Raw genomic sequence first — 21,646 nt, forward strand, 5'->3', positions numbered from 1 at the left:
ACGTCCGCCACAAGTTCACTCGCCCCTACCGGCCGCAAACGAACGGCAAGGCCGAACGGTTCATTCAGTCCGCCCTCAGGGAGTGGGCCTACGGCTTCGCGTACCGGCACTCCAGCGAACGCACTGCGGCCCTGGATCGCTGGATCCATCACTACAACTGGCACCGCCCCCATCAGGGCATCGGAGGCGCCGCTCCGATGTCCAGACTCAACAAGTCAAGAAACAACCTCTTGACTCTTCACAGCTAGCCGGCGGCAGCCCGAAAAAAGGCTGCGCGGCTTTGCTACAATACCGTTCGTTGTGGGGGGGTAGCTCAGCTGGGAGAGCGTCGCGTTCGCAATGCGAAGGTCGGGAGTTCGATCCTCCTCCTCTCCACCACAACTCTTGTCAGCAGTGGGTTCTTAGCTCAGTTGGTAGAGCAGCGGACTCTTAATCCGTAGGTCGTAGGTTCGAATCCTACAGGACCCACCACTCATCCTCTTCTGCCTTCACGCCTTCGCTATCGGAAACGTAGCGAACACGGGCGTGCATGAAGGCGAACCCCGTTCTTCGATGCGATCCCGATTCGCTGGCTCGGGCACGGCGGACCGCACCTCGCCCCGGCGACGGACCAGTCGCAGAGTCCCTGCAAAGGCGGATCTGCGACCCACCAGTCCGTTCGGGAGCCAAGACAAGCCGCGAGCGCCGGCAAAGTCCGACCTCGCAGTCTCTTATCTGGAAAGTGCTCGAGCAGCCGGACCCGGCTTAAGCAGCGACTGCCGTCCGGTCGGTCACGCCGTTCCGGCCGCTTCTGCATGAGTGTCTCCTATGCGCGGTTAAACACCGCCTGACCACGCCGCGGCGTGCATGCATCTCTGCACGCTAATACTCCCGCCCCGGATCCCTCTGGGCCCTGTTGCCCGCTGGCCGCGCTTTTCAACCAGCCGCATGCCATCAGCCGCTTCTTCGACGGGCACTCCGGCGCCCCGCGAGTCCGAGGCATATCGACGGCCACCTCCGCGGCAAACCAAAGCGCCGCGAACATTCGAAGGCCCGGTTTCCTCGAGCCAATGAAGAAGTAAATATTCGTCTCGCGCTGGACCTTTCACTGCCCACGCGCAACGGCTGCCGTCCCTCGATTTCGTCGGAAAACATTCGTCCTGTCGCTTTTCGAACTAGACCAGCGGCCGCTTGTGCAGCGTCGGCGGCCTCTGGTCACTCCATCTGGCAAACATTGCACGCATCGCGCGCGCGTCGGCGAGCATTCCATCCAGAGGTTCGGGGGGCGCTTTCATTTCTAGATTGGACACAACTGTGTCGACGGTGTTGCTGGATTCGCAGCTCATCCATAGAGAATTCGATCTGCAAAGAGCAATGGGAAGAAACGACGTCGTACTGCAGCAAGGACTGCCGACGCATCGCTTCGTTGGGGAAGTCACCGGCTAGTTGTTGCCCCTCCAAAGGGCGGTCTGTTGCGAACTTCGCTCCTGGTTTCTCGCTAGAGAACCAGCAGCGTTGGGGGCGAACTCACGCCCGCAAAAGACCCGAGCAGGCGCGAGCTCGCTTGGATGGCTGTCGGACACACAGGAAGCCGAGCACACATCGGCAAGTGTCCCCTCGGTGGAATCCGGGGGCCTAAGCAAGTGCTGCGCGCGAGGGGTCTTGTGCGCAGGTGGAGCAGTCGAGACACGCCGACCGAAGTCCGGCGCTGCGACAAAAGAGGACGTATGCACAAAATGAAGAAGCTGGGAGTCATGCTGGCGGCGGCGGCAGTCGTGGCCGGTTGCGGAGGTGGCTCGGGTGACGGCGCTTCTACGCTTGGTCAGCTCGAGGCCGCGAGGAAGACCCCGCAAGGTGGCCCGAAATCGCAGACCACCACTCCAACGTCGCCTACCACGTCGCCGACCTCACCGACCACATCGCCGACTCCAACACCGACAACGGGCGGCCCGATGATGGGCGTAAACATCGAGAGCCCGTCTGATTACGCGCGGCTTTCTCCCTTCGTCGACATGATGAAGAGCTCGCGCGCGTGGGGACCGGCCGACGCGCCCTGGAACGAAACCGCCCCCGTTGACGCACTCGGCTGGCCGACCAGCGACGCCGGCGTGGTGATCGCGTCGCGTCAGTCCGATCTGGGTGACGACGGCAATACCTACCAGTACCTGCAATCGGGAACCTACCGCCTCAGCTTCACAGGCAAGGCCGCGGTCACCCCGACGGCGTCGATCGGTGTCTCCGTCACCAATTACCTGTATGACCAGGCCACCAACCGCTCCACTGCGGACGTGGTCGTCGGCACCACGACCAATCAGCTGATTCTTAGCTTCCGCAACACCGTCGGTGGCGTCAAGAATGTGGCACTGATCCGTCCCGGCTATGCTGACACGGACACCTTCACGAGCGAATTCAAGCAGGCGGTCGCCCCCTTTACCGCGCTGCGGTTCATGGACTACCTGGCGACCAACACGACGCCGGTGCGCACCTGGGCCGAGCGCACCACTCCCGCGTCTGCCACGCAGGCCGCGGCAAGAGGTGGCGCGTACGAATACGCTATCCAGATGGCCAATGAGCTGGGCAAGGACATCTGGCTCAACGTCCCGCTCAATGCCGACGAAGGATATATCCGGTCACTGGCAGACTTGCTGAATCGGACGCTCGCGCCGGGGCGCGTCGTGTACGTGGAGTACAGCAACGAGATCTGGAACTGGGGCTTCCAGCAAACCGGAGCCAACGCGAACCTGGCAGTTGCGGAAGCGGTGGCCGGGGACACCACCCTCACCTATGGCACGCAGTGCTCGCAGGCTCAGTTCGATGCCGGCAACGTGGAGGCGTGCAACAAGTATTGGGCGGGCTACTTCCGCGTCGGCAAACAGATCGTGCGCATCAGCCAGATCTTCTCCGAAGTGATGGGCGCTTCCGCCCTGAACACGCGCTTCCGTCCCGTGTACGCGACGCAGTGGGCATATGCCGCCATCGGCGAGCAGGTGCTGAAGAACATCGCCAAGTACCGCGGCGCTCCTTCGAGCTACCTTTACGGCATTGCAGGCGCGCCGTACTTCACGCTGCCGCAGGAAACCTACACTTCCACGACCCTCACTGTCGATACGATCCTGCAGGGTCTGCAGCGCTCCGTGGATGTCGACTTTGCTCCGTTCTTCACCACGGGCATGACCGTCAATGGCGCCTTCTCTCGCGGCACGCCCTACAACGGCGGTGACTGGACCAATGCGACGCAGAAGGCCTTGGCCGATTACTACAAGATCAAGAGCATGGCCTACGAGGGCGGACTTGACCTGGGGCAGTCCGCTGCCAGCGGGACCGCCAAGATGCAGGCGAACAAGGACACTCGCATGGGCGACATCGCCAAGAGCGAGCTGGACCAGTGGTTCGGCTGTGGAAATGACCTGTTCATGTACTACAGCCTGACCGGTGCTTGGGGCCAGTGGGGATACTGGGGCCTGACCAACGATCCCAACAACCTGACCGCGCCCAGGTACGCGGCAGCGCAGAAGGTGGCTCAGACCCCTGCTGCGAACTTCACGACCTGCCGTTGAAACTACGGGACCGCTGTGGTTCGCACCCTCTACTGCCAGTTTGCAGCGAACGTCGCCGACAGCGACGCTTGATACTGCGGACTGAGCGTCGTCTGCCCGGCGGGGGGCGGTGAGAACGAGGCCATGGCGTTCACCAGGTTCTGCACCTGCGACTCATGGAGAGCACGGCCATCGCTCGTCCTGAACCAGTCGACACGGTAGGCGCTTGGCGTGAACCAGTTCGAGATGGAGTCGGGCGACGTGAGCAATTGGGTAGCGAAGCTGATCAAGCTCGACGTCGTCGATCCGTACCAGTTTCGCATCGTCATCGAATCCGAGGTGCCGATCACCTGCACCACGAGGTTCGCCCCGGACCGGCTGAACCACAACTGGTCGGCTGCGATGCCGCTTCCGAATTGCGCCAGGTCATTGGCAGAGCCGCCCCACTCCACGACCAGATCGGCACCTGATCCGCGATTGAAATAGTAGGTGTCGTCCCCCGCGCCGCCGACCACCAGGTCGGCCCCGCCCGCACCATCCAGGCCATCGTTTCCGCCACCGCCGACCAGGGCGTTCTCTGCGCTATTTCCCTTCAACGCGTTGTCGAGACTGTTTCCGTAAGCGTCGGCGGACGCAGTTCCAGTGAGGACAAGGTTCTCCACGTTCGCGCCAAGAATGTAGGTTGCTCCGACGTACACGGTGTCTTTCCCTTCACCGGCATTTTCAATGACCATGTCATTGATGCTGTCGAGGACATAACTGTCGTCGCCGGCTCCTCCCAACATCTGGTCAGCACCTGCGCCCCCGTCCAGGAGATTGGCTGCCGCGTTCCCTTGCAGCCGATTTGCCAGCTCGTTGCCAGTCCCTCGGATGGCGTCATTCCCAGTCAGGACGAGATTTTCGATATGTGCCGTCAATGTGTGGGACACCGACGTGTACACGGTATCCACCCCTTCGCTTGCAAGTTCGATGGTGATATCACGCACGTCATCCACGACGTATGCGTCGCTGCCCGCCCCACCCAGCAGGATGTCGGCACCGACGCCTCCGTCCAGCGTGTTCGAACCCGCGTTTCCCTGGATTCGATTGGTCAGATCGTTCCCCATGCCTCGCAGGTCGGAAGTTCCCCCAAGCACCAGGTTCTCTACATTCGCGCCGAGGCTGTACGTCACCGTTGCAAGAACTGTGTCCATCCCCTCGGCTGAATTCTCGATCACCACATCTCCGGCGTTGTCCACGAAGTACGTGTCGTCCCCTGCGCCACCCGCCATGCTGTCAGCGCCACCGCCGCCGTCCAGCGTGTTCATCGCCGCATTGCCCTGGATGCGGTTGTCCTGTGCATTCCCGAAGGCAGCGATCGCCGATGTTCCAGTGAGCACCAGGTCTTCTACGTTCGCGCCGAGGGTGTAGGTGATTGCCGCGTAAACGGTGTCAGTTCCGTCGCCTGCCTTCTCGACAACCTCGTCACCCGAATTGTCAACCACGTAGCCGTCGTCGCCCTGCGCACCAGCCATGAAGTCCTTGCCTGCGCGGCCATCCAGGACGTTGCTACCAGCGTTGCCTTGCAGTCGGTTCGAGAGCTCATTTCCCATCGCACGAGCATCGGCCGTGCCTGTCAGACCCAGGTTCTCCACGTTCGATGCCAGCGCATAGTTCACGCTGGAAAAGACCGTGTCCACGCCTTCTCCGGCGTTCTCGACCACCGCGTCGCCGATGTCATCGACGACATACTCATCGTCGCCTTGGCCGCCTCGCAAGGTGTCCGCACCTGCGCCGCCATCCAAGCGGTTGGCGGCGTGGTTACCAACGAGTTCATTGTCCAGGCCGTTGCCCGTGCCACTGATGGCGTCTTCGCCGATGAGCGTCAGGTCTTCCACGTTGACCGCCAAGGCGTACGACACCACCGTCCTGACGGTATCCCGACCGCCCTGTTCACTCTCGAACACGGCATCCCCTGCGTTGTCGACGAAGTAGGTGTCGTCGCCTCGGCCGCCGCTCATCGCATCGGCGCCACCAAGGCCTTCGATCGTGTCGTCGCCAGCGCGGCCTGAGAGCACATCGTCCCCCGGGGTACCGACGACCATCAGGTTGGGAGCTCGGGCCACGGTCAGGGTGAACGAGTCCCTTGCGGCTTCACCTTCGTCATCCACTACGCTGACTTCGACCTCGATCGCTCCGACGTCCTGCCGATCTGGAATCCCCGAGAAGGTTCGGGTTCCCGCATCGAATATCAGCCACTGCGGCAGAGCACTCCCATCGGCCATCCGCGCGGAGTAAGTGAGCGTGTCGACCGCATCGGTGTCCATGAACGTGGCAATGGGAAGGGTGAAAGCCCACGCTGAACCCTCCTCGACTTGCAGGTCTTGAAGAGGCTGTGCCAGCACCGGTGCGTGATTGCCTGTCGTCAGCGAGAGCATGAGCCCTGCGCTTGCCGAGACGCCTGAGGAATCGGTGGCGGTCAACGTAAGTTGCCACGAAGAAGCCTCGCCGATCGGCGGTGTGCCAGCCAACTTCCTCGTTGCCGGGTCGAACGTCATCCAGCTTGGCAGGCGCGCGCCATCGGCCAGGCTCGCGGAAAGTGTGAGCACGTCCGCGGCATCCACGTCCCTGAATGCATCGCCAGCGAGTGTCAAGACAAACGGCGCTCCCGCGACGACGACTTGATCGTCCAGCGGCATCCACACTTCGGGTGCGTCGTTCGTATTCGAGATTGCCAGGGAGAAGCTGGACTCTGCACCACCACCGGGGCCATCGGAAGCGGTGACCGACACCGACAATTCGCCAACATCGCGGTTAAGAGGCGTCCCGGAGAATGTCCGGGTGGCTGAGTCGAAGGTCAGCCAAGATGGCAGGGCCGTCCCTCCCATCAGGGACGCGCTATAGCTGACGGATCCGACGTCCCCCTGCACGCTGAAGACGGAGCTCGGCACCTGGAACGTCCAGATCCGATCTTCGATGGCCGCCTGTGCTGAAATCGGCGTCGAACGGACGCCGGCCACTTGAATCGTTACCAGCTTGCTGGCGAAGGCGCCCTCGCGGTCGATTGCAGTCACCTCGATGGCGACACTGCCGATCGCACCCGGCACCGGCGTTCCCGCCAAAGTGCGACTTGCCGCATCAAAGGTCATCCATTCAGGGAGGTAGGCCGACCCGGACAGCGACGCTTTGTAGCTGAGGACGTCTCCCGCGTCCGAATCCGTGAAGATCCCTTGGGGCAGCGCCAGCGTGAACGCTCGCCCGACCTGCGCGCCGGAAGTCAGCGTCGTCGCGCTGGCCGCGGGTGCGTGATTCACGACGCTGGAAATCAGCCCCCCCGCAGCGTTGTAGTGCGAGATCGTGACCACGCCTAGGGCGCTGCCCGACAGATCGTCATGGCTGCCGTCGATGCGCCTGACCGTGCCCGTGAACGCACCCGTCGGCTGGTACACGTATTCCGCGCTGCTGCCGTCAAGGTGCATTAAGGCGGCATTGGTCTTGACGCCCGCTGCATTGAAAGTGGTGCTCTCGAAGCCACCCTGCGCCTCGCGAGTGACCGTTGTCCCCACGAGCGTGCCCGCGGCCGAGAAGTGCTTCGTGGTCGTCGTTCCCGCCGCGTCGACGATCGACGTGGATCGACCCCCGTCGGAATAGGTTGCGACCGCACTCCACGATCCGTCGGAGTTGTACGTGCTCGAGCCAACGGCCCCGTCCGCCCGAGACCAGGTGTCGGAGAGCTTGGCCCCCGAAACGCTGAACCAGGTGCTTTCGGATGTTCCGGTCTCGTCCCGGGTGACCGTTTGGTAACTGCCGTCCACTTGCATCACCGTCCGGAACATGGCGCCGTCGGACGAGTACGTTGCGTACTCGTGGACGCCAGACGCGTGCAGCACGTCATCTCGTTGCTTGTGCCCGTTGGCGTCATAGGCAGTCAGGATGGTGTCGCGTTCCGGAGTGATCCGCGTCAGCACGAAGCTGGTCAGTTTCGCCGCGCCGTCGTAGTTGCTGGTGGTGACGCTGCCATCGGATTCGAAGGCCGCCACGACGATGCTGAGCCGCACTCCAGCACTTGAGTACATCTCCGTCTGGATGATGCCGTCGGGACGGACGCGGGTGATCTCGATGCTGGACGTCGTGCCGGACGCGTCGTAGATCGTGACGGTGGTTTCATTCGGCGCCGTGACAACCCGCGTATGAACCTCCGTCAGCACGCCGTCACTGCCATACGTAGAGACGACGGCATTGCCATGGCCGTCGGTGACTTCCAGGGTGCTTGCAATGAGCTTGCCTCTGGCGTCGAACTCCCGCGTAAGGACCTGTCCGTCTTCGGACTTCATTTCCAGGCTGCTACCGATGAATTGGCGGGCGGCGCCGTATTTCAACGTCGTGGTCGAACCGTCTTCGCTGGCTTTGGACAGACTGGTTCCGTTTACCCTCCCCAGGCTGTCCAATGTGAAGGTTTGCAGACTTCCATCCGGAGTGCGGACGACGCGCGAGGTGGGAACACCGCGGACGTCATAGGCCCAGTCGTAGCGCGTTCCTGCAACGGTGACCTCGCTGTCGTAGCCGGGGTCGGTCCGCACGCGATATCCAGACAGCGAGAGTCCGCCTCCGGCATCGAAGCTGACCTCCACGTTGCCTGCTCCATCGAAAAGGGCTCGGTACGTGTCGCTCCCCCGGCTGATGATGATGGGGTCGAACTCGTAACTGGAGTCCGGCGGAACGCCGAGGTCCAGTGGCATCGGTGCCGCCAGCACGGGATCCGAGCTGGTGTCCGGTGCGTGGACGGTCGCAACGGAGACCAGCCCTTGCGCACCGGGATAGGAGGTCAAACGGATCTCTCCCCCCGCGAGCGTGCGGTACTGGTCGATGGTGCCGTCGGCGTTGGAGCTCACACCATCGATCGTTCCGTCTGCCTGGTAGATGTCCGCGCCGGACGACCCATCGTTGTGAAACCACATCTCCCCAAGGCGAACGCCTGTGCTGCTGAAACTGGTGAGGGACACATTCCCCAGTCCATCGTCGTCCATGACGGAGTAGTTGCCGCCTGATCCTGCGATGGCCTGATGAACGATTGCAGTCAGCGAACCGATTTCCGTGAGGGTTCCCGAGTTGATTTGCAGGTACTTCCGGCCCGTGGTGCTGGCGCGGCCAATGACCGTTGCCCCTGTCAGGAAGTCGAACAGCAAGTAGTAGCCTGCCTGCTTCCAGGTGTTGTTCTGGAAGGGCTGTGCCAGTGCAGGCGAGGTATATCCGACCTCCATCGAATACCGGGTGCTGAAGTTCGGCCCGTTGGCGCGCAGCCGGTAATACGCATCGATCTCCGTGGGCGACCAGGTGGTCACGTGGAACTCACCCTGGAACGCGGGGCGGTCTCCGCCCGTCCACCAGTCTTCCCCGTAGTTCCCTGACGTGTGGTCGCTGCGCCCCCCTGCTCCATCCGGTGCGCCCCAGAACTGGAATCGAAGCGGATTGCGCGCGAACGTCGGAGCGATGCGGTTGGCCACTCCGTTGTAGTCGGAGGCGCTGACCGGATCCGTTCCGGTGGTTCCGTCGCTCCGTGTCCAGGATTCGCGCAGCTTCTTGCCTGACGCGTCCAGGAAAGTGGTTATGGAGGTCTGCCCGTTCACTTCGGTAACGCTCGATCCCAGGAGCCGGGCACCCATCGCGTAGTTCCTTGTGAGGGTATGGCCTTCACCGTTGTCTTCCGACTTGCTGTAAGTGCCGTCCCTCCTATACAGCGTCGACACCGAAGCCCCGCTCGAAGAGAAGGTCGTTGCACCGTGCGAGCCGTCGGGGAGGCGGATCTGCTGACCGAGCCTGACGCCGTCGGCCCTGAAGAACGTGCTGCTGACCGTCCCCTTGCCGTCGTTTTCGATCAGCGCGAACGTACCGTCGCCATACGCCACGCGTCCCCCACTGACCGGGTTTCCGGCGGCATCGAAGCTTTGTTCGCGCGCGTTCCCGTCGCCATCGTTCGTCGTGGTGAGGTAACTCCCGTCCGGTGCGTAGGAGATCGCCGAGTAGGTGCCATCTGCGTGGTACGTCGTGGTTCCGTGCACACCGCTGAAGATCCCGGCTGTCGTGGTCCAAGCGTCCGCGAGGATGACCGACTGCGCGCTGAAAGTGACCTCATAGCTTCCGCCGAAGTACGTCTCGTACTGGGTGTATGTGCCGTCGGCGTTGTGGCGGCTCCCCGTGAAGAATCCGTCCAGATCGTAGGTCTCCGATCCAAAACTGCCGTCGTCGCTGTTCCACGCACGACTCAACTTGGGACCTGATCCATCAGGACCCAGGTAAATGGTGCTCGTCACCGCGCCGTTGGGCTCTTGCGACCGGATGACGGAGCCCACGACGCGGCCCACCGGGTCGTAGAGGTTCGTTGTGGTCGTGGCCGGCGCCGGGAGAGGCGCACCCGGCCCCGGCCGTCCCGTCGCGCCGAGGAGCGCCGCGAGGACGGCGCCGTTGATGACCTGCCCATCGATCAGGAAGTTGGCATTGCCCCGGACCCGCACCCGTTGTTCGGTGCTCAGGTCCAGCACGAGTTCACCGTCGGCGGCGAATCCGGACAGGGAACCCAGCCGGACGGCCGCCTCGAACTTCACGAGGTCGGCTTCCGAACCGGACTCGATCAAGATGTCGCCAGCACCGACCTTGACCAGGAAGGTGTTGTTGCCGGCGCCGCCCCGAACCACATCGCTTCCCTCGCCTGTTTCGAGTGTGTCGTCACCGTCACCGCCAGAGAGCATGTCGTCACCGGCGCCTCCGGAGAGAAGATCGTTGCCAACGCCACCGTACAGGTTGTCGCCCCCGTCGCCACCATAGAGATGGTCGTCGTCGGCGCCACCTTGCAGGCGGTCGTTGCCCATCCCTCCATACAGAAGGTCGAATCCAGCGCCGCCCTGCAGGTCGTCGTTCCCGGCGTCACCCCAGACCTGGTCGGAGCCCTCGCCGCCCAGGATGACATCCGCGCCGCCGCCGCCACGCAGCAAGTCGGCCCCTTCCCCGCCGTCGATCCAGTCATTGGCTTCGTACCTGCCGCTGGCACCGTTGCCGTCCCCTTCGATGTCGTCGTCCCCAGCGCCGCCCAGCAGCGTGTCGCTGCCGCCGCCACCGACCAGCAGGTCCTTGCCCTCGCCTCCTTCCATATAGTCGTCGCCATGGCGGCTGAGGGTGAGGTCGACGTTCTCGCGCGTTTCGCCGTCACCGAACAGTCGGTCATTGCCACCGCCGCCATACAACCTGTCGGAGGCTCCTCCGCCAACGAGGACGTCGTCCCCGGCTTCGCCATCGAGCAGGTCGTCGCCGTCGAACAAGGCATCGAGCGCACTGTCGTCACCGAGGATTCGGTCCATGCCATCCCCGCCGAACAGCCTGTCGCCGGCGCCGCCGCCCCAAACGGTGTCGTCGCCGGCCTCGCCGTCGATGTAATCAGCGCCGTGCGCCTCGCCGGCCAGGCGGGCGGCCTCGTCATCCCCTTTCAGGATGTCGTTGCCGTCTCCGCCGTACAGGGTGTCGTCCCGGCCACCGCCGATGATCGTGTCGTTGCCGTCCTCGCCGTCCAGGTAGTCGTCCCCGTGGGCGGAGACCGGCGTGTTGACCGGATCACGATCGTCCCCCCACATCCGGTCGTCCCCGATGCCTCCGTAGACCGTATCGGCACCGCCTTGCCCAAGCAGGATGTCATTGCCGTCGCCGCCATCGAGGAAATCGGAGCCGTGCTGCGCGGCGGGGGCCCAGACGATGCTGTTCCCGCTGAGATTCTGCGCGGGGCCATCGCCGTAGATGCGGTCGTCGCCGCCTTCGCCCAGGAGCACGTCGGCCCCTGCCATCCCGTACAAGTCATCGGAGCCAATGCCTCCCCTGACCTGATCGTCTCCGGTGCCAGCGGCCACGAGATCATCGCCGGCGCCCGCATCAATGCTGTTGCCTTGGTCGCCATCCTGCTTGTCCTTCTGGATTTCCTTGCTGAAGCTCAGGTTGATCCGCCCGTCCAGGTCGGGGCCGAATTCGGAGTAGACGGCCCATCCGAACCCGGTCGAGACGGGGGGAAAGAGGTTGGGAGGGAGGGTCCAGTTCGGATCCGTCGGAAACGTGAAGCTGCCTGTCGACGATCCATAGATAAGGTCATTGCCTGCGCCGCCTTCGAGCATGTCGGCACCCAGACCGCCCTGGAGGACGTCGTCCCCGTCACCCCCCTCCAATCGATCGTTGCCTGCCCTGCCAAAGAGGAGGTCATTGCCGCCTCCCCCGGAGATGCGGTCCGCCTGGCTCGATCCCTGGATAAGGTCCGCGGCGCCGGGCGCCACTGGGTTGGCCGCATCCGCTCGGTAATTGCCCTGCCCATCGAAGACGAACCCGCCGCTGCTGCTCACCAGCTTGGTGAAGTCGCCCTCGAGGACGTTGTACTGGGAGGGTGCGGCCTGGACGCTCAAGCCCCAGGTATTGCTCACGACCGCACTGTCCTGTCCCTTGAGCACGAGCTGAAGACTGCCGGTTCCGTTGCTGGCGTCCGGCGCAAGCAACGCGAACGAGACCTGGGCCTGACCTTCCTGCAGTTCGATGGTGGCTCCATTGGCGACCACCACGCGGTCGCCCAGGACGGCCTTGGTGCCGCTCGCGAAGGCGCCCTCCAAGACGAGCTGCAGCGTCTGGCCGGCCGAAGCGGCCTGGTTCAAGGACACGCTGAACAATCTGCCGGCCGTCAGGTCGGAGCTCCGTCCGGACAGGGTCGCCGGGTCCGCGCCTGGCTGGGCAAAGTAATTCTTGCCCAGGCCTTCGGTGACGACCAGCCGGACGTCACCCGTCAGCCGAACGCCGAGATATCCTGCATCCCCCGCAGCGAGGCCTCGGTCGAAATGGTCCACCGTGATGGTGTTCCCTGGCGACGTCTCCGACCGGATCACGAGCTGCTGTCCGGTCCTCGAGCTCGCCGCATCCACCACGGTGTACGAGACCACTTTGCCGCTGGCGGTCTTCGATATCCAGACGTTGGAACCCGCCGCCTGCCCGCCAGTCAGCGCCTCACCATCCAACAAGATCGATCCGGCGCCGTCCGCATCCTGAATCGTGTCGCGGCCCCATGCACCGGCAAACCGAAAGCGATCCATGCCCTGGCCGCCCATGAGCACGTCATTGCCCAATCCACCATCGAGCGTGTCGTCGCCGGCGTCGCCTTCGAGGTGATCGTCCCCCTCCGCGCCCACGAGCGAATCGTTGCCGGCTCCACCGAACAGCAGGTCGTTGCGCTCGCCGCCCTGCAGTGCGTCCTCCAGATCTCCTCCGAACGCCACATGCTGCGTGTTCGCCGTCACGACGTTGCCTCGCTGGATCTTGATCGCGCTGCCCTTGTCCTCCCAGATCGTGTCGGGCGACTGCGCGTCGTACAAGGTCGCCTTCTCGTCGCCTGGCATTGCCCCGCCACTGCTCGTGTCGTACCTCGCGTTCTGGTTGTTGTAGTACATGACACGGGTGACGTATTCCGCCCGCGTCGCCAGGTACTGGTCGCTGAAGTTGGCCGGCGCAGGACCGCCTGCCGTCGCCGCCAAGCCGCTGTCGGCCAGCCACCTGGCATAAAGATCGCCGCCCGCAACCTGCAGTGCCGGCGGGACGTTCTTCCCGATCGTGAGCGTGAACGGCGTCTGGTAGACCAGGCTCATGAGCACGCCGAAATCGGACCTCGCGGCCACGGGGTCCGGCGGCTCCGTGTTCAGCTGAACGAGGCCGAGCAGCTGGTTGTACGCATCGCTGCGCTGGATCTCAGCCAACAGCGCATACAGGGATTCGCGTCCGGTGTAGCCACCGCCATCGTCGATGGCTGCCCAGGTGTTTCCCTCCGGGCTTCCTTTGAGGCGAGAGGCATCGGAACCCAGCATCATGCGTCCCAGGGCATTGGCGACATTCTCGAGAACGTCACCCTCCGCCTGACCCTGGCCGGTTCCGATGGCGAGGTCGCCGTCTTTCTTCCGGAGGTTGGAGGCATTTCGCAGAATCTGACCCAGCGATTGCGCCGCCAAATCACGCGCTGCTTCGGGCAGGAGCCGAAGCAGCGTGTTCTGGATGGCGAGCGAGTCCACCAGCAGCACGAGGCTGTGGGTGTCGCCGAAGTCCTTCGTCGCATAACCATCGACGAGCAGCTTGATGTCCCCGTAGTCAAGGGAGGTGCTGACCAGGCCTTCCCCCACTCCGCCCCGAAAAAGCGGCTGATCCTCGATGAAGATCCGGACGTCCCGGCCAATGTGCCACTGGCTGTGGGCGACCATCGACGGGTTGGCGTCTCCCACCACGTCAAACTGGTTGCCGATGGGATTCGTCGCGCCGTAGGGCGGCAGATAGGCCTTTGCACCAAAGGCCTGGACGCCCCCCTGAATCAGCGAAGCCGAGACCGACCTCTCGGCGATCAACTGCACGGCCATTCGGTAGCCGAGTGACTCGGCGCCAATGTCCTGGTCCAGCACCCGCAGCGGCCTGCTCGCCTCGGCATCCCCGGACGTCAGCGTTCCCACCCGTTCCGCTTCCTTGACGAGGGACGTGATTTCGTCCAGGGCCCGGGTGATCATTGCCACTTCGGCCTTCAATGCGAGCGCAAGCGGATCGTTGGGGTCTTGCACCGGGGGCCTGTAACCGCCCAAGGTGTTCCTCGCGACGTCCAGCAGGCGCAGCCGCTCCTGGTAGTCGGCGATGCCGTCCCAGATGGGCTTGGCCAATTGCCTGTTGATCTCCTGGTAGACCGTGGCCAGGGTGGCGTCGCTGAATCGGCTCGCAATCAGGTCCGGGCTGTTCCTGAGCTCCACGAAGCCCTGGACCAGCTCGAGGACGTCGTCCGTCGCGAACTTGACCTTGCCTAAGCCCGCGCCATTGAACGTGACCACCTTCTGGGCGGCATTGGGATGCATCAGGTTGAAGGCCGTCGCCAGGTGTCCGCCCAGGCTGTAACCGGTGACACTGAACTTGTCGCCTGCCGCGATCTTTCCCTCCGACCGGAGCCTTGCGTACCAGGCCTCCATGTCAGCGAGTTGACCCCAGGCGAATCCGGTGTTCTTGATCTCCAGGGTGTTGGTGGCGAGGTTGTCGCGAGCGGCGTCGTCGATGAATTCGGTGCTGCGGAAACTCAGCACGAGCTCGCCGGCCTTTGCGCCCGTGATTGGATCGTCGACCAAGCACTTGAAGAGAGTTCCACTGAAGCCACTGGTCGTATTCGCTTGTTGATCAAGGGCGACCCAATGGAGTGCAATGCTTTGAGAGTCTGCCGCTGTGAAGCGGGAGTTGTGCAAATTTCCGTCGCGCAAGGCCGACGCAAGAGCCTCGCCCTTACCGTCCAGAATTTGGCCTCGCCTAATCAAGGCCTCCGCTGCAGCTTGCAGCCGAGCAAACTTCAGGAACTCAGCGATAGTTAGAGTCTTCATGATGTGCTCCTACGGAACCCGAGGCTTGAGAACTTTCTCGACAAAGCGAGCGCTTTGGTAACGCGCGTAAGGAGCTGCGGGCCCTTGTTGCCGTGAGCCAGACGAAAAACTGGGGCATGCGTTATCAAAAGCGTAAAGCCACGGTGACCTACCTCCCCCGCGGTTACCCTGACCGGCATCGACCATGTACCCGATGCGTTCGGCGATGATTTCGTTGGTGGAGAGATCGATGATGCGGAGGGCGCTGCCCGCGATCCAGTATTCGCGCTCTTCGCGAGTGGAGATGTCCTCGTAAGTCACCCCGAAGCGGGGCGGCGGAGTCCCGGGTTCACTCCGATCTGCTACGAAGCGCAGATAGCCTTTTAGATAGGACTTGTTGGTCAACCAAGGCTCTTCGATTCGACCTGTGTACCGGTACTTAACTCCATCCGCAGGATTTACAGCCTCAACGTAGTCGAAGCCGACCAGTTCGGGTGCGGCTCCGGGCGTTTTCGTCGGTCCTGCTGAATTTTGGGAGAAGAATCCTCGGAGGAAAGATCTCGTGTAGGCCTCGCCAACAAAGTCATGCCCGTACGGATCGGTCATCGCGAACTGTTGGTCGTAGTTAATCGCACTCGGCCTCACCTTCATCACAAGGATCCCGTCCACGCCAGTCACCGTGCGGTGAATGAATTCACCGGCCTTCTTGCATCTCTCTTCGAACATCGCCATCGCAGTCCGGCCACGTGAGCTCTGTTCGGTACGCGGAGGTTCAGCACGTGGCGCCGCGCACGCGGAGAGAAACACCAGAATCAGCAAGACCACCGCCAGCCATTGCGCCCTCGCCTGTTTCAGTCGATCAGCCAAGTCGCCCTCCTTGTCATCGTTCACTTGCCAACAAGCGATGCACTTCAACAACCAAACCGTGGTTGCCGAATTCACCTCTCCCGTAATCCTTCTGCACGCATCTGTCGAACCGGTGCCAGCAGGTACTCCAGCACCGTCCTGCGGCCCGTCCTCACTTCCGCCGTCACGTTCATGCCAGGCGCCAGCCGCACCTCTTTGCCGTCCACCTGGATGGATTTGGTGGCCAGCGCCAGCGTCGCAGGAAACAATGCGCCTCGCTTTTCATCCGCGACCGCGTCGGCACTCACACGCGTGACCTTCGCGGGGACGGTTCCATAGTGGGTGAATGGAAAGGTCTCCAGCTTGATTTCGGCCGCGAGCCCCTCCGAGACGAAGCCGACATCCTTGTTCTCGATGGACACTTCGGCCGTGACTTCCGCGTCCCACGGGACGATGACCATCAAGGTCTGGGCCTCCGTCACCACACCCCCTACGGTGTGAACCGAAACCTGCTGCACGGTGCCGCTCGCCGGAGCGCTCAGCACGGTGAGGCGCTCACGTGCCGTCGCTTTCGCGCGCTCCTGGAAGAGCTGTTGCCGCTTCAGTTCCGCCTGCGCCTCCCTCTCGCGCAACGCCCGTCGCGTTTCCGCAAGATAGGCGGCCCTCGCCGCTCCGCTCTCGCGCAGTGCGGCATGGGCTTCGACCATGCGCGCGCGCAGCGTCGCCAAGTCGCGCTCCAGCTCAAGCCGCTCGCGCGTGCGATCCTGGCCCGCGTGTCCTGCCATGAATCCTTCGGACACCAGCCTGGCCACGTCCTTCTCCCTCTCCATGGCAAGAGGCAGGGTGACCTCGAGTTTCGCGATGAGCGCGCGCGCCGTGCTGACTTCCGCCTCCCGGCGCGCCTCCTCGCTGGCCAATTTGGCGAGCTTCGACGAGATCTCTGCCCATTCGGCGAACAGTTGCATCTGGGCGGCCGATGCTGTGCGTCGGGACCAACCGTCGGGTGGCACGAGGTTGGGTTCCGTTCCACCCGGCTCCAGGGCTCGGAAGATCTCGCGGGCGCGCATCTCCTCGGATTCCTGTGCGCGCAACTGTTCTTCCACGTTGGTCCTGTCCGCCACCGCATTGGTCGGATCCAGTTCCATCAGGGCTTGGCCTTCGGTGACCACGTCGCCATCCTTCACCAGGATTCGACGCACCGCACTGCGTTCGAGGGGCTGGACCAGCTTGGTCCGCTCGCTCACGATGATCCGACCTTGGGCGATTGCGACGATGTCCACTTCTCCGAAGGCCGACCACAGCAATCCGCAGAAGAACACACCCATGATCGCGAACGCTGCCCGCCGGGGTGCCGGGTGGACAGGCGTTTCCTGGATGCTCAGCGCCGCCGGAAGAAAAGCGGCCTCCTCGGTGAGCCGTCGCGGCCCTGTCAGCTCCCGGCGAAGTGCCCAGGCCGTTCGGAAGACCGCGCCGTAACGCCGCGCAAGCTCCACGGCCGGGTGCGGGAAGTTGGAAGGCACCGGCGGGATCGACATGGTCATGCCGCCGCTCCGCCGCGATCCTCCGGTGCGGCCGCCTGCATGCGCCACAAGCGGGAATAGATCCCATGGGGATGCTGCAGCAATTGCGCGTGGCTTCCCATCTCGCGCACCTCGCCCTTGTCCAGGACGACGATGCGATGGGCATTGCGCACGGCCGACAACCTGTGCGCGATGATGAACACCGTCCGGCCCCGGCAGATGTGCTGCATGTTGCCATGGACGATCGCTTCGCTCTCGCTGTCCAGTGCGCTGGTCGCTTCGTCGAAAATCAGGATGCGCGGGTTCGTGAACAATGCCCGCGCGATCGCAAGCCGCTGCCTTTGCCCCCCGGAGAGAGAGCTCCCCTGTTCCCCGACGATGGTGTCGTAGCCCTGGGGCAGTTCGCTGACGAAGTCGTGGGCGCCCGCGAGCTGCGCCACTTTCACCACCCATTCGATGGGCGCCGCGGGATCCGCAATGGCGATGTTCTCGCGGACCGACCGGTTGAACAGCACGTTTTCCTGCAGCACCACGCCAACCTGGCGTCGAAGCTGCGCGGCATCGATCAGGCTGATGTCGATTCCGTCGGCCAGGATCCGGCCGGCCTCCGGCACATAGAGTCGCTGGAGGAGCTTCGTCAAAGTGCTCTTGCCGGAACCGGAACGCCCGACGATGCCGATGACCTCGCCCGGCTGCACCGTCAGGGAGATGGCCTTGAGGACGGGCGCGGCGTCCTGGCGGTAGCGAAACGTGACGTTGTCCAGGGTGACGGCCCCCTTGAGCGGCGGCAACTGGGCGGCGCTGGACGGGGCGATCTCCGTTCGCGTGTTGAGGATGTCGCCGAGCCGCGCCATGGAGATGCCCGTCTGCTGGAAGTCCGTCCAGAGTTGCGCCATCCGCATGATCGGCTGCGCTACGCGCTGGGCGAACATGTTGAAGGCGACGAACTGGCCGACGCTGAGCTCGCCTCGCATCACCAGGTGGGCCCCGTACCAGAGGGAACCGGCACTCACCAGTTTGCCGATCAGGTTCACGCCTTCGTGCGCCCATGAGGCCAGCGCCTGCGTGCGAAAGCTTGCGCTGACCGAGGCAGCCAGCTGGTTGTCCCAGCGGCGGGAGAAGCTCGGCTCCAGCGCGCCGGCCTTGACGGTCTGGATGCCGGTGACGGTTTCCACCAGCATCGCCTGGTTCTCGGCGCCGCGCGCGAACTTCTGGTCGAGGCGGGCCCGCAGCACGGGGACCACCGCCACACTCAGTCCGAAATACAGCGGCAGGCTCACCAGCACGATGAGCGTGAGCGGCACGCTGTAGGCCAGCATCACGGCGATGAAGACCACCGAGAACAGCACGTCCAGCAGCACGGTGAGCGCGTTGCCCGTAAGGAAGCTGCGGATGTTTTCCAGTTCCCGGACCCGCGCGACCGAGTCCCCCACGCGACGCGCCTGGAAGTACGCCAGGGGAAGCTGCACCAGATGCCGAAAGAGGCGCGCACCCAATTCCACATCCATCCGGCTGGTGGTGTGGGCGAGCACGAAAGCGCGCAGGCCATTCAGCACGCTCTCGAACAGCACGATGATCACCAGCCCGATGACCAGCACGTTCAGGGTGGTCCACCCCTGGTGAACCAGCACCTTGTCCATGACCACCTGGAAGAACAAGGGACTCACCAGGGCGAAGAACTGCAGCATGACCGAGATGGCGAGGACTTCCGCCAGCAACTTGCGGTACTTCACCAAGGCGGGGATGAACCAGGAGAAGTCAAAGCGGGCGAGCTCTCCAGCCAGGCTTGCCCGGCTCGTGAGCAGGATCAGCTGGCCGGTCCAGTGGTTCTCGAACGCATCCAGCGGCTCGATGGTGGGACGGGACCCGTCCTGGGCAGGGTCCTGGTACAGCACCCGGTGCCCATCACATTGCGCCAGCACGACGTAGCGGGTGCTGCCGTCGCCGGCGGCAAGCAGGGCGATGGCAGGAAGCGGTGTGAGGGCAAGGCGCTCCCGCGTGGCGACATGCAGACGCGCCTTCAGTCCCAGGTGCTTCGCAGCCAGCAACAGGTCGAACGGTTGCAGAGGGGCGCCGGCGCCGATGCCAAGAACGTGTGCAAGGTTGGCGGGATCCGCCGCGACCTGGTGCAGCCTCGCCACGAGGCAAAGCGCCTGGAGACCCGCCTGCGGCCGGTCCTGGCCGCCGGTGGCCGCCTGTACGGGCGCACCCCCTCCCTGGACGTGCGCGTGCCCCTCTGCCTCCATCGTCGCGTCCTCCCTGAATCCGGGACTGCTCGTTCTGCGGCCGATTATTCGCCGTTCGGCACCCAGGTCAATGTGCCGGCGCGGACCGTCTCGTTCGGGTGGGGCGTCATGGTCGCTCTCTCAGTGGAAAGCACCATTGGACGTGGAGCCCATGACGGCTCCAATGCGCTACGACGAGCGCTTCATGCGATTTATTTACAGGGGAATGACGCGCGCGGTGATTGCGCCTTGAGCGCGCTCAATCGCGCGTGGGCGCCCTTCAGGACGGCGTCCACGTAGGCGGGGGGCAGGTCCGCCACCGGCATTGCCTGGATCCGCACAGGCCCGTGCGCGATCGGCCGCACGGCGACGTCCGCCACCGGGGGCGACTGCGGGGCCGGCTCCACTTCGTCCTCGGGGACCACCCGCCACGTGATCGCGCCTGCCGCGACGCCCACGAGGCCGACGACGCCGACGACGAGCGCCGTGGCCACGTGCCCTGCTGCCCACAGGCTGGCCGCGGAGATGGCGACGAGCACGAGGAAGGCGGCGATGAGCAGCAGCAGCGCGAGGCCCAGGCGATTGGCGGTGTGCATGGCAGGCTCCTGAGGGAGGCGAAATGCGATGCTAAGGCTGGGCTGGTCGCCTCGCCCCTGCCCGCTGCCGCCGCCTGTCCCGGTTGGGCAGGAAGGATCAATGCAGATCGCTGCGGCAGAAAGACGGATCAGCAGACCGCCCTCATTTGGGGCGAGCCCGCCGGACCCTCTGCCAGTCTCGGCGGAAAGGCGGCAGCGTCCTACATGGGCGATGCACACCCCGTCCCACAGTCAACGCTGGGCTAACAGGGGATATGCAGCCATGAAGGAGAACCTGAGCATTCTCGAGGCCGTGGGCGGCGACGCCAGGGACCACGCCATGGAACGCATGATCCTGGCCCGCGAATTGCCTAAGCGCACCATCGCTCTCGTGCTGGCGGGGGGACGCGGCTCGCGGCTGATGGACCTCACCGATCGCCGCGCCAAACCGGCGGTTTATTTCGGCGGCAAGTTCCGCATCATCGACTTCGCGCTGTCGAACTGCCTCAACTCGGGGATCCGGCGCATGGCCGTGCTCACCCAGTACAAGTCGCACTCCCTGCTGCGCCACCTGCAGCGTGGCTGGAACTTTCTGCGGGGCGAGCAGAACGAGTTCATCGACCTGCTGCCGGCCCAGCAGCGCGTGGACGAGGCCTTCTGGTACCGCGGAACGGCTGATGCGATCTCACAGAACATCGACATCCTGCGTGCCTACGGGCCCGAATACATCCTCGTCCTTGCCGGCGACCACATCTACAAGCAGGACTACTCGTTGATGCTGCTGGACCACGTGGAAAGCGGCGCCAAGTGCACCGTGGGCTGCATCGAGGTGCCCCGCACGGAAGCCAGCGCGCTGGGCGTGATGCACGTGGACGCCGACCGCCGCATCACCGACTTCCTGGAAAAGCCCAAGGATCCTCCGTCGATCCCGGGGAAGCCGGACAAGGCGCTGGGCAGCATGGGCATCTACGTGTTTGGTGCGGAGTACCTGTACAGGCTGCTGGAAGCCGACATGAACGACGATACGTCCGAGCACGATTTCGGCAAGAACCTGATTCCGCGCATCGTGGCCGACGGGGGCGCAGTGGCGCACCCCCTGAACCTGTCCTCCATTCCCGCCTCGACGCGCAACCGCCCCTACTGGCGCGATGTGGGCACCGTGGACGCGTTCTGGGCGGCCAACCTGGACCTGGCGAGCGATCTTCCGGAATTGAACCTGTACGACCGGGATTGGCCGGTCTGGACCTACCAGGAGCAGTTGCCGCCCGCGAAGTTCGTTCCGGACGAGCGCGGCCTCAACGGCGAGACCTCCAACGTTCTGATCTCCGGCGGATGCATCGTCATCGGCTCCAACATCCGGCGCTCGGTGCTGTTCTCCAATGTGCGGGTGGAGGCCTGCTGCTCCATCCATGAGGCCGTGATCATGCCCGACACCCTCGTCGGCCGCGGATCGCGCCTGTCCAAGGTGGTGATCGACCGCGGCTGCGTGCTGGCGGAAGGCACCGTGATCGGCGAGGACGCGGCCTCCGACAGCAAGCGCTTCCACCGCAGCGAGAGCGGCGTGGTGCTGGTCACCAAGGAAATGCTGGACCGGCTCTGAGGCCG

8 protein-coding genes and 2 tRNA genes are annotated in these 21,646 nt (G+C 64.0%); 5 read left to right on the forward strand and 5 right to left on the reverse strand.

Annotated features, from left to right (window positions below; genetic code table 11):
- The 4 genes from AC1DSA_RS16595 to AC1DSA_RS16610 all read left to right on the forward strand — a co-directional run.
- The coding region (locus AC1DSA_RS16595) for an integrase core domain-containing protein (protein WP_477887453.1) at positions 1-248 on the forward strand (248 nt) is incomplete at its 5' end.
- 54 nt (positions 249-302) lie between these two features.
- Positions 303-378: transfer RNA gene (locus AC1DSA_RS16600), tRNA-Ala, on the forward strand.
- 17 nt (positions 379-395) lie between these two features.
- Positions 396-471, forward strand: a tRNA-Lys gene (locus tag AC1DSA_RS16605).
- Positions 472-1,715: 1,244 nt separating this feature from the next.
- A complete protein-coding gene (locus tag AC1DSA_RS16610; RefSeq protein WP_477891131.1) occupies positions 1,716-3,536 on the forward strand; it encodes a hypothetical protein in 1,821 nt (606 codons plus the stop codon).
- Between the two features lie 29 nt (positions 3,537-3,565).
- On the opposite strand, the gene AC1DSA_RS16615 is transcribed toward AC1DSA_RS16610, so the two are convergent.
- The 5 genes from AC1DSA_RS16615 to AC1DSA_RS16635 form a co-directional block, all read right to left on the reverse strand.
- Positions 3,566-14,896 carry a putative Ig domain-containing protein gene (locus AC1DSA_RS16615; RefSeq protein WP_477891133.1) on the reverse strand — a complete coding sequence of 3,777 codons (11,331 nt, stop codon included), beginning with the start codon at positions 14,894-14,896 and terminating at the stop codon, positions 3,566-3,568.
- Between the two features lie 9 nt (positions 14,897-14,905).
- Complete coding sequence (locus AC1DSA_RS16620; protein WP_477891135.1) at positions 14,906-15,742, reverse strand: hypothetical protein; 837 nt, start codon at positions 15,740-15,742, stop codon at positions 14,906-14,908.
- Between the two features lie 71 nt (positions 15,743-15,813).
- Positions 15,814-17,262: an HlyD family type I secretion periplasmic adaptor subunit gene (locus AC1DSA_RS16625; protein WP_477891137.1), complete on the reverse strand. Its 1,449-nt coding sequence runs from the start codon at positions 17,260-17,262 to the stop codon at positions 15,814-15,816.
- Positions 17,259-19,487, reverse strand: a complete 2,229-nt coding sequence (locus AC1DSA_RS16630) for a type I secretion system permease/ATPase (protein ID WP_477891139.1) — start codon at positions 19,485-19,487, stop codon at positions 17,259-17,261. Before AC1DSA_RS16630 ends, AC1DSA_RS16625 begins: the two co-directional genes overlap by 4 nt.
- Before the next feature lie 191 nt (positions 19,488-19,678).
- The gene (locus AC1DSA_RS16635) at positions 19,679-20,062 is read right to left on the reverse strand and encodes a hypothetical protein (RefSeq protein ID WP_477891141.1); all 384 of its coding nucleotides are present in this window, start codon (positions 20,060-20,062) and stop codon (positions 19,679-19,681) included.
- A 328-nt stretch (positions 20,063-20,390) separates the two neighbouring features.
- Between AC1DSA_RS16635 and glgC the strand changes: the two genes are divergently transcribed.
- A complete protein-coding gene (glgC, locus tag AC1DSA_RS16640) occupies positions 20,391-21,641 on the forward strand; it encodes a glucose-1-phosphate adenylyltransferase (RefSeq protein ID WP_477891397.1) in 1,251 nt (416 codons plus the stop codon).
- The last annotated feature ends 5 nt before the right edge of the window (positions 21,642-21,646 follow it).

Source organism: Ramlibacter sp. P4_H7, assembly GCF_056400765.1.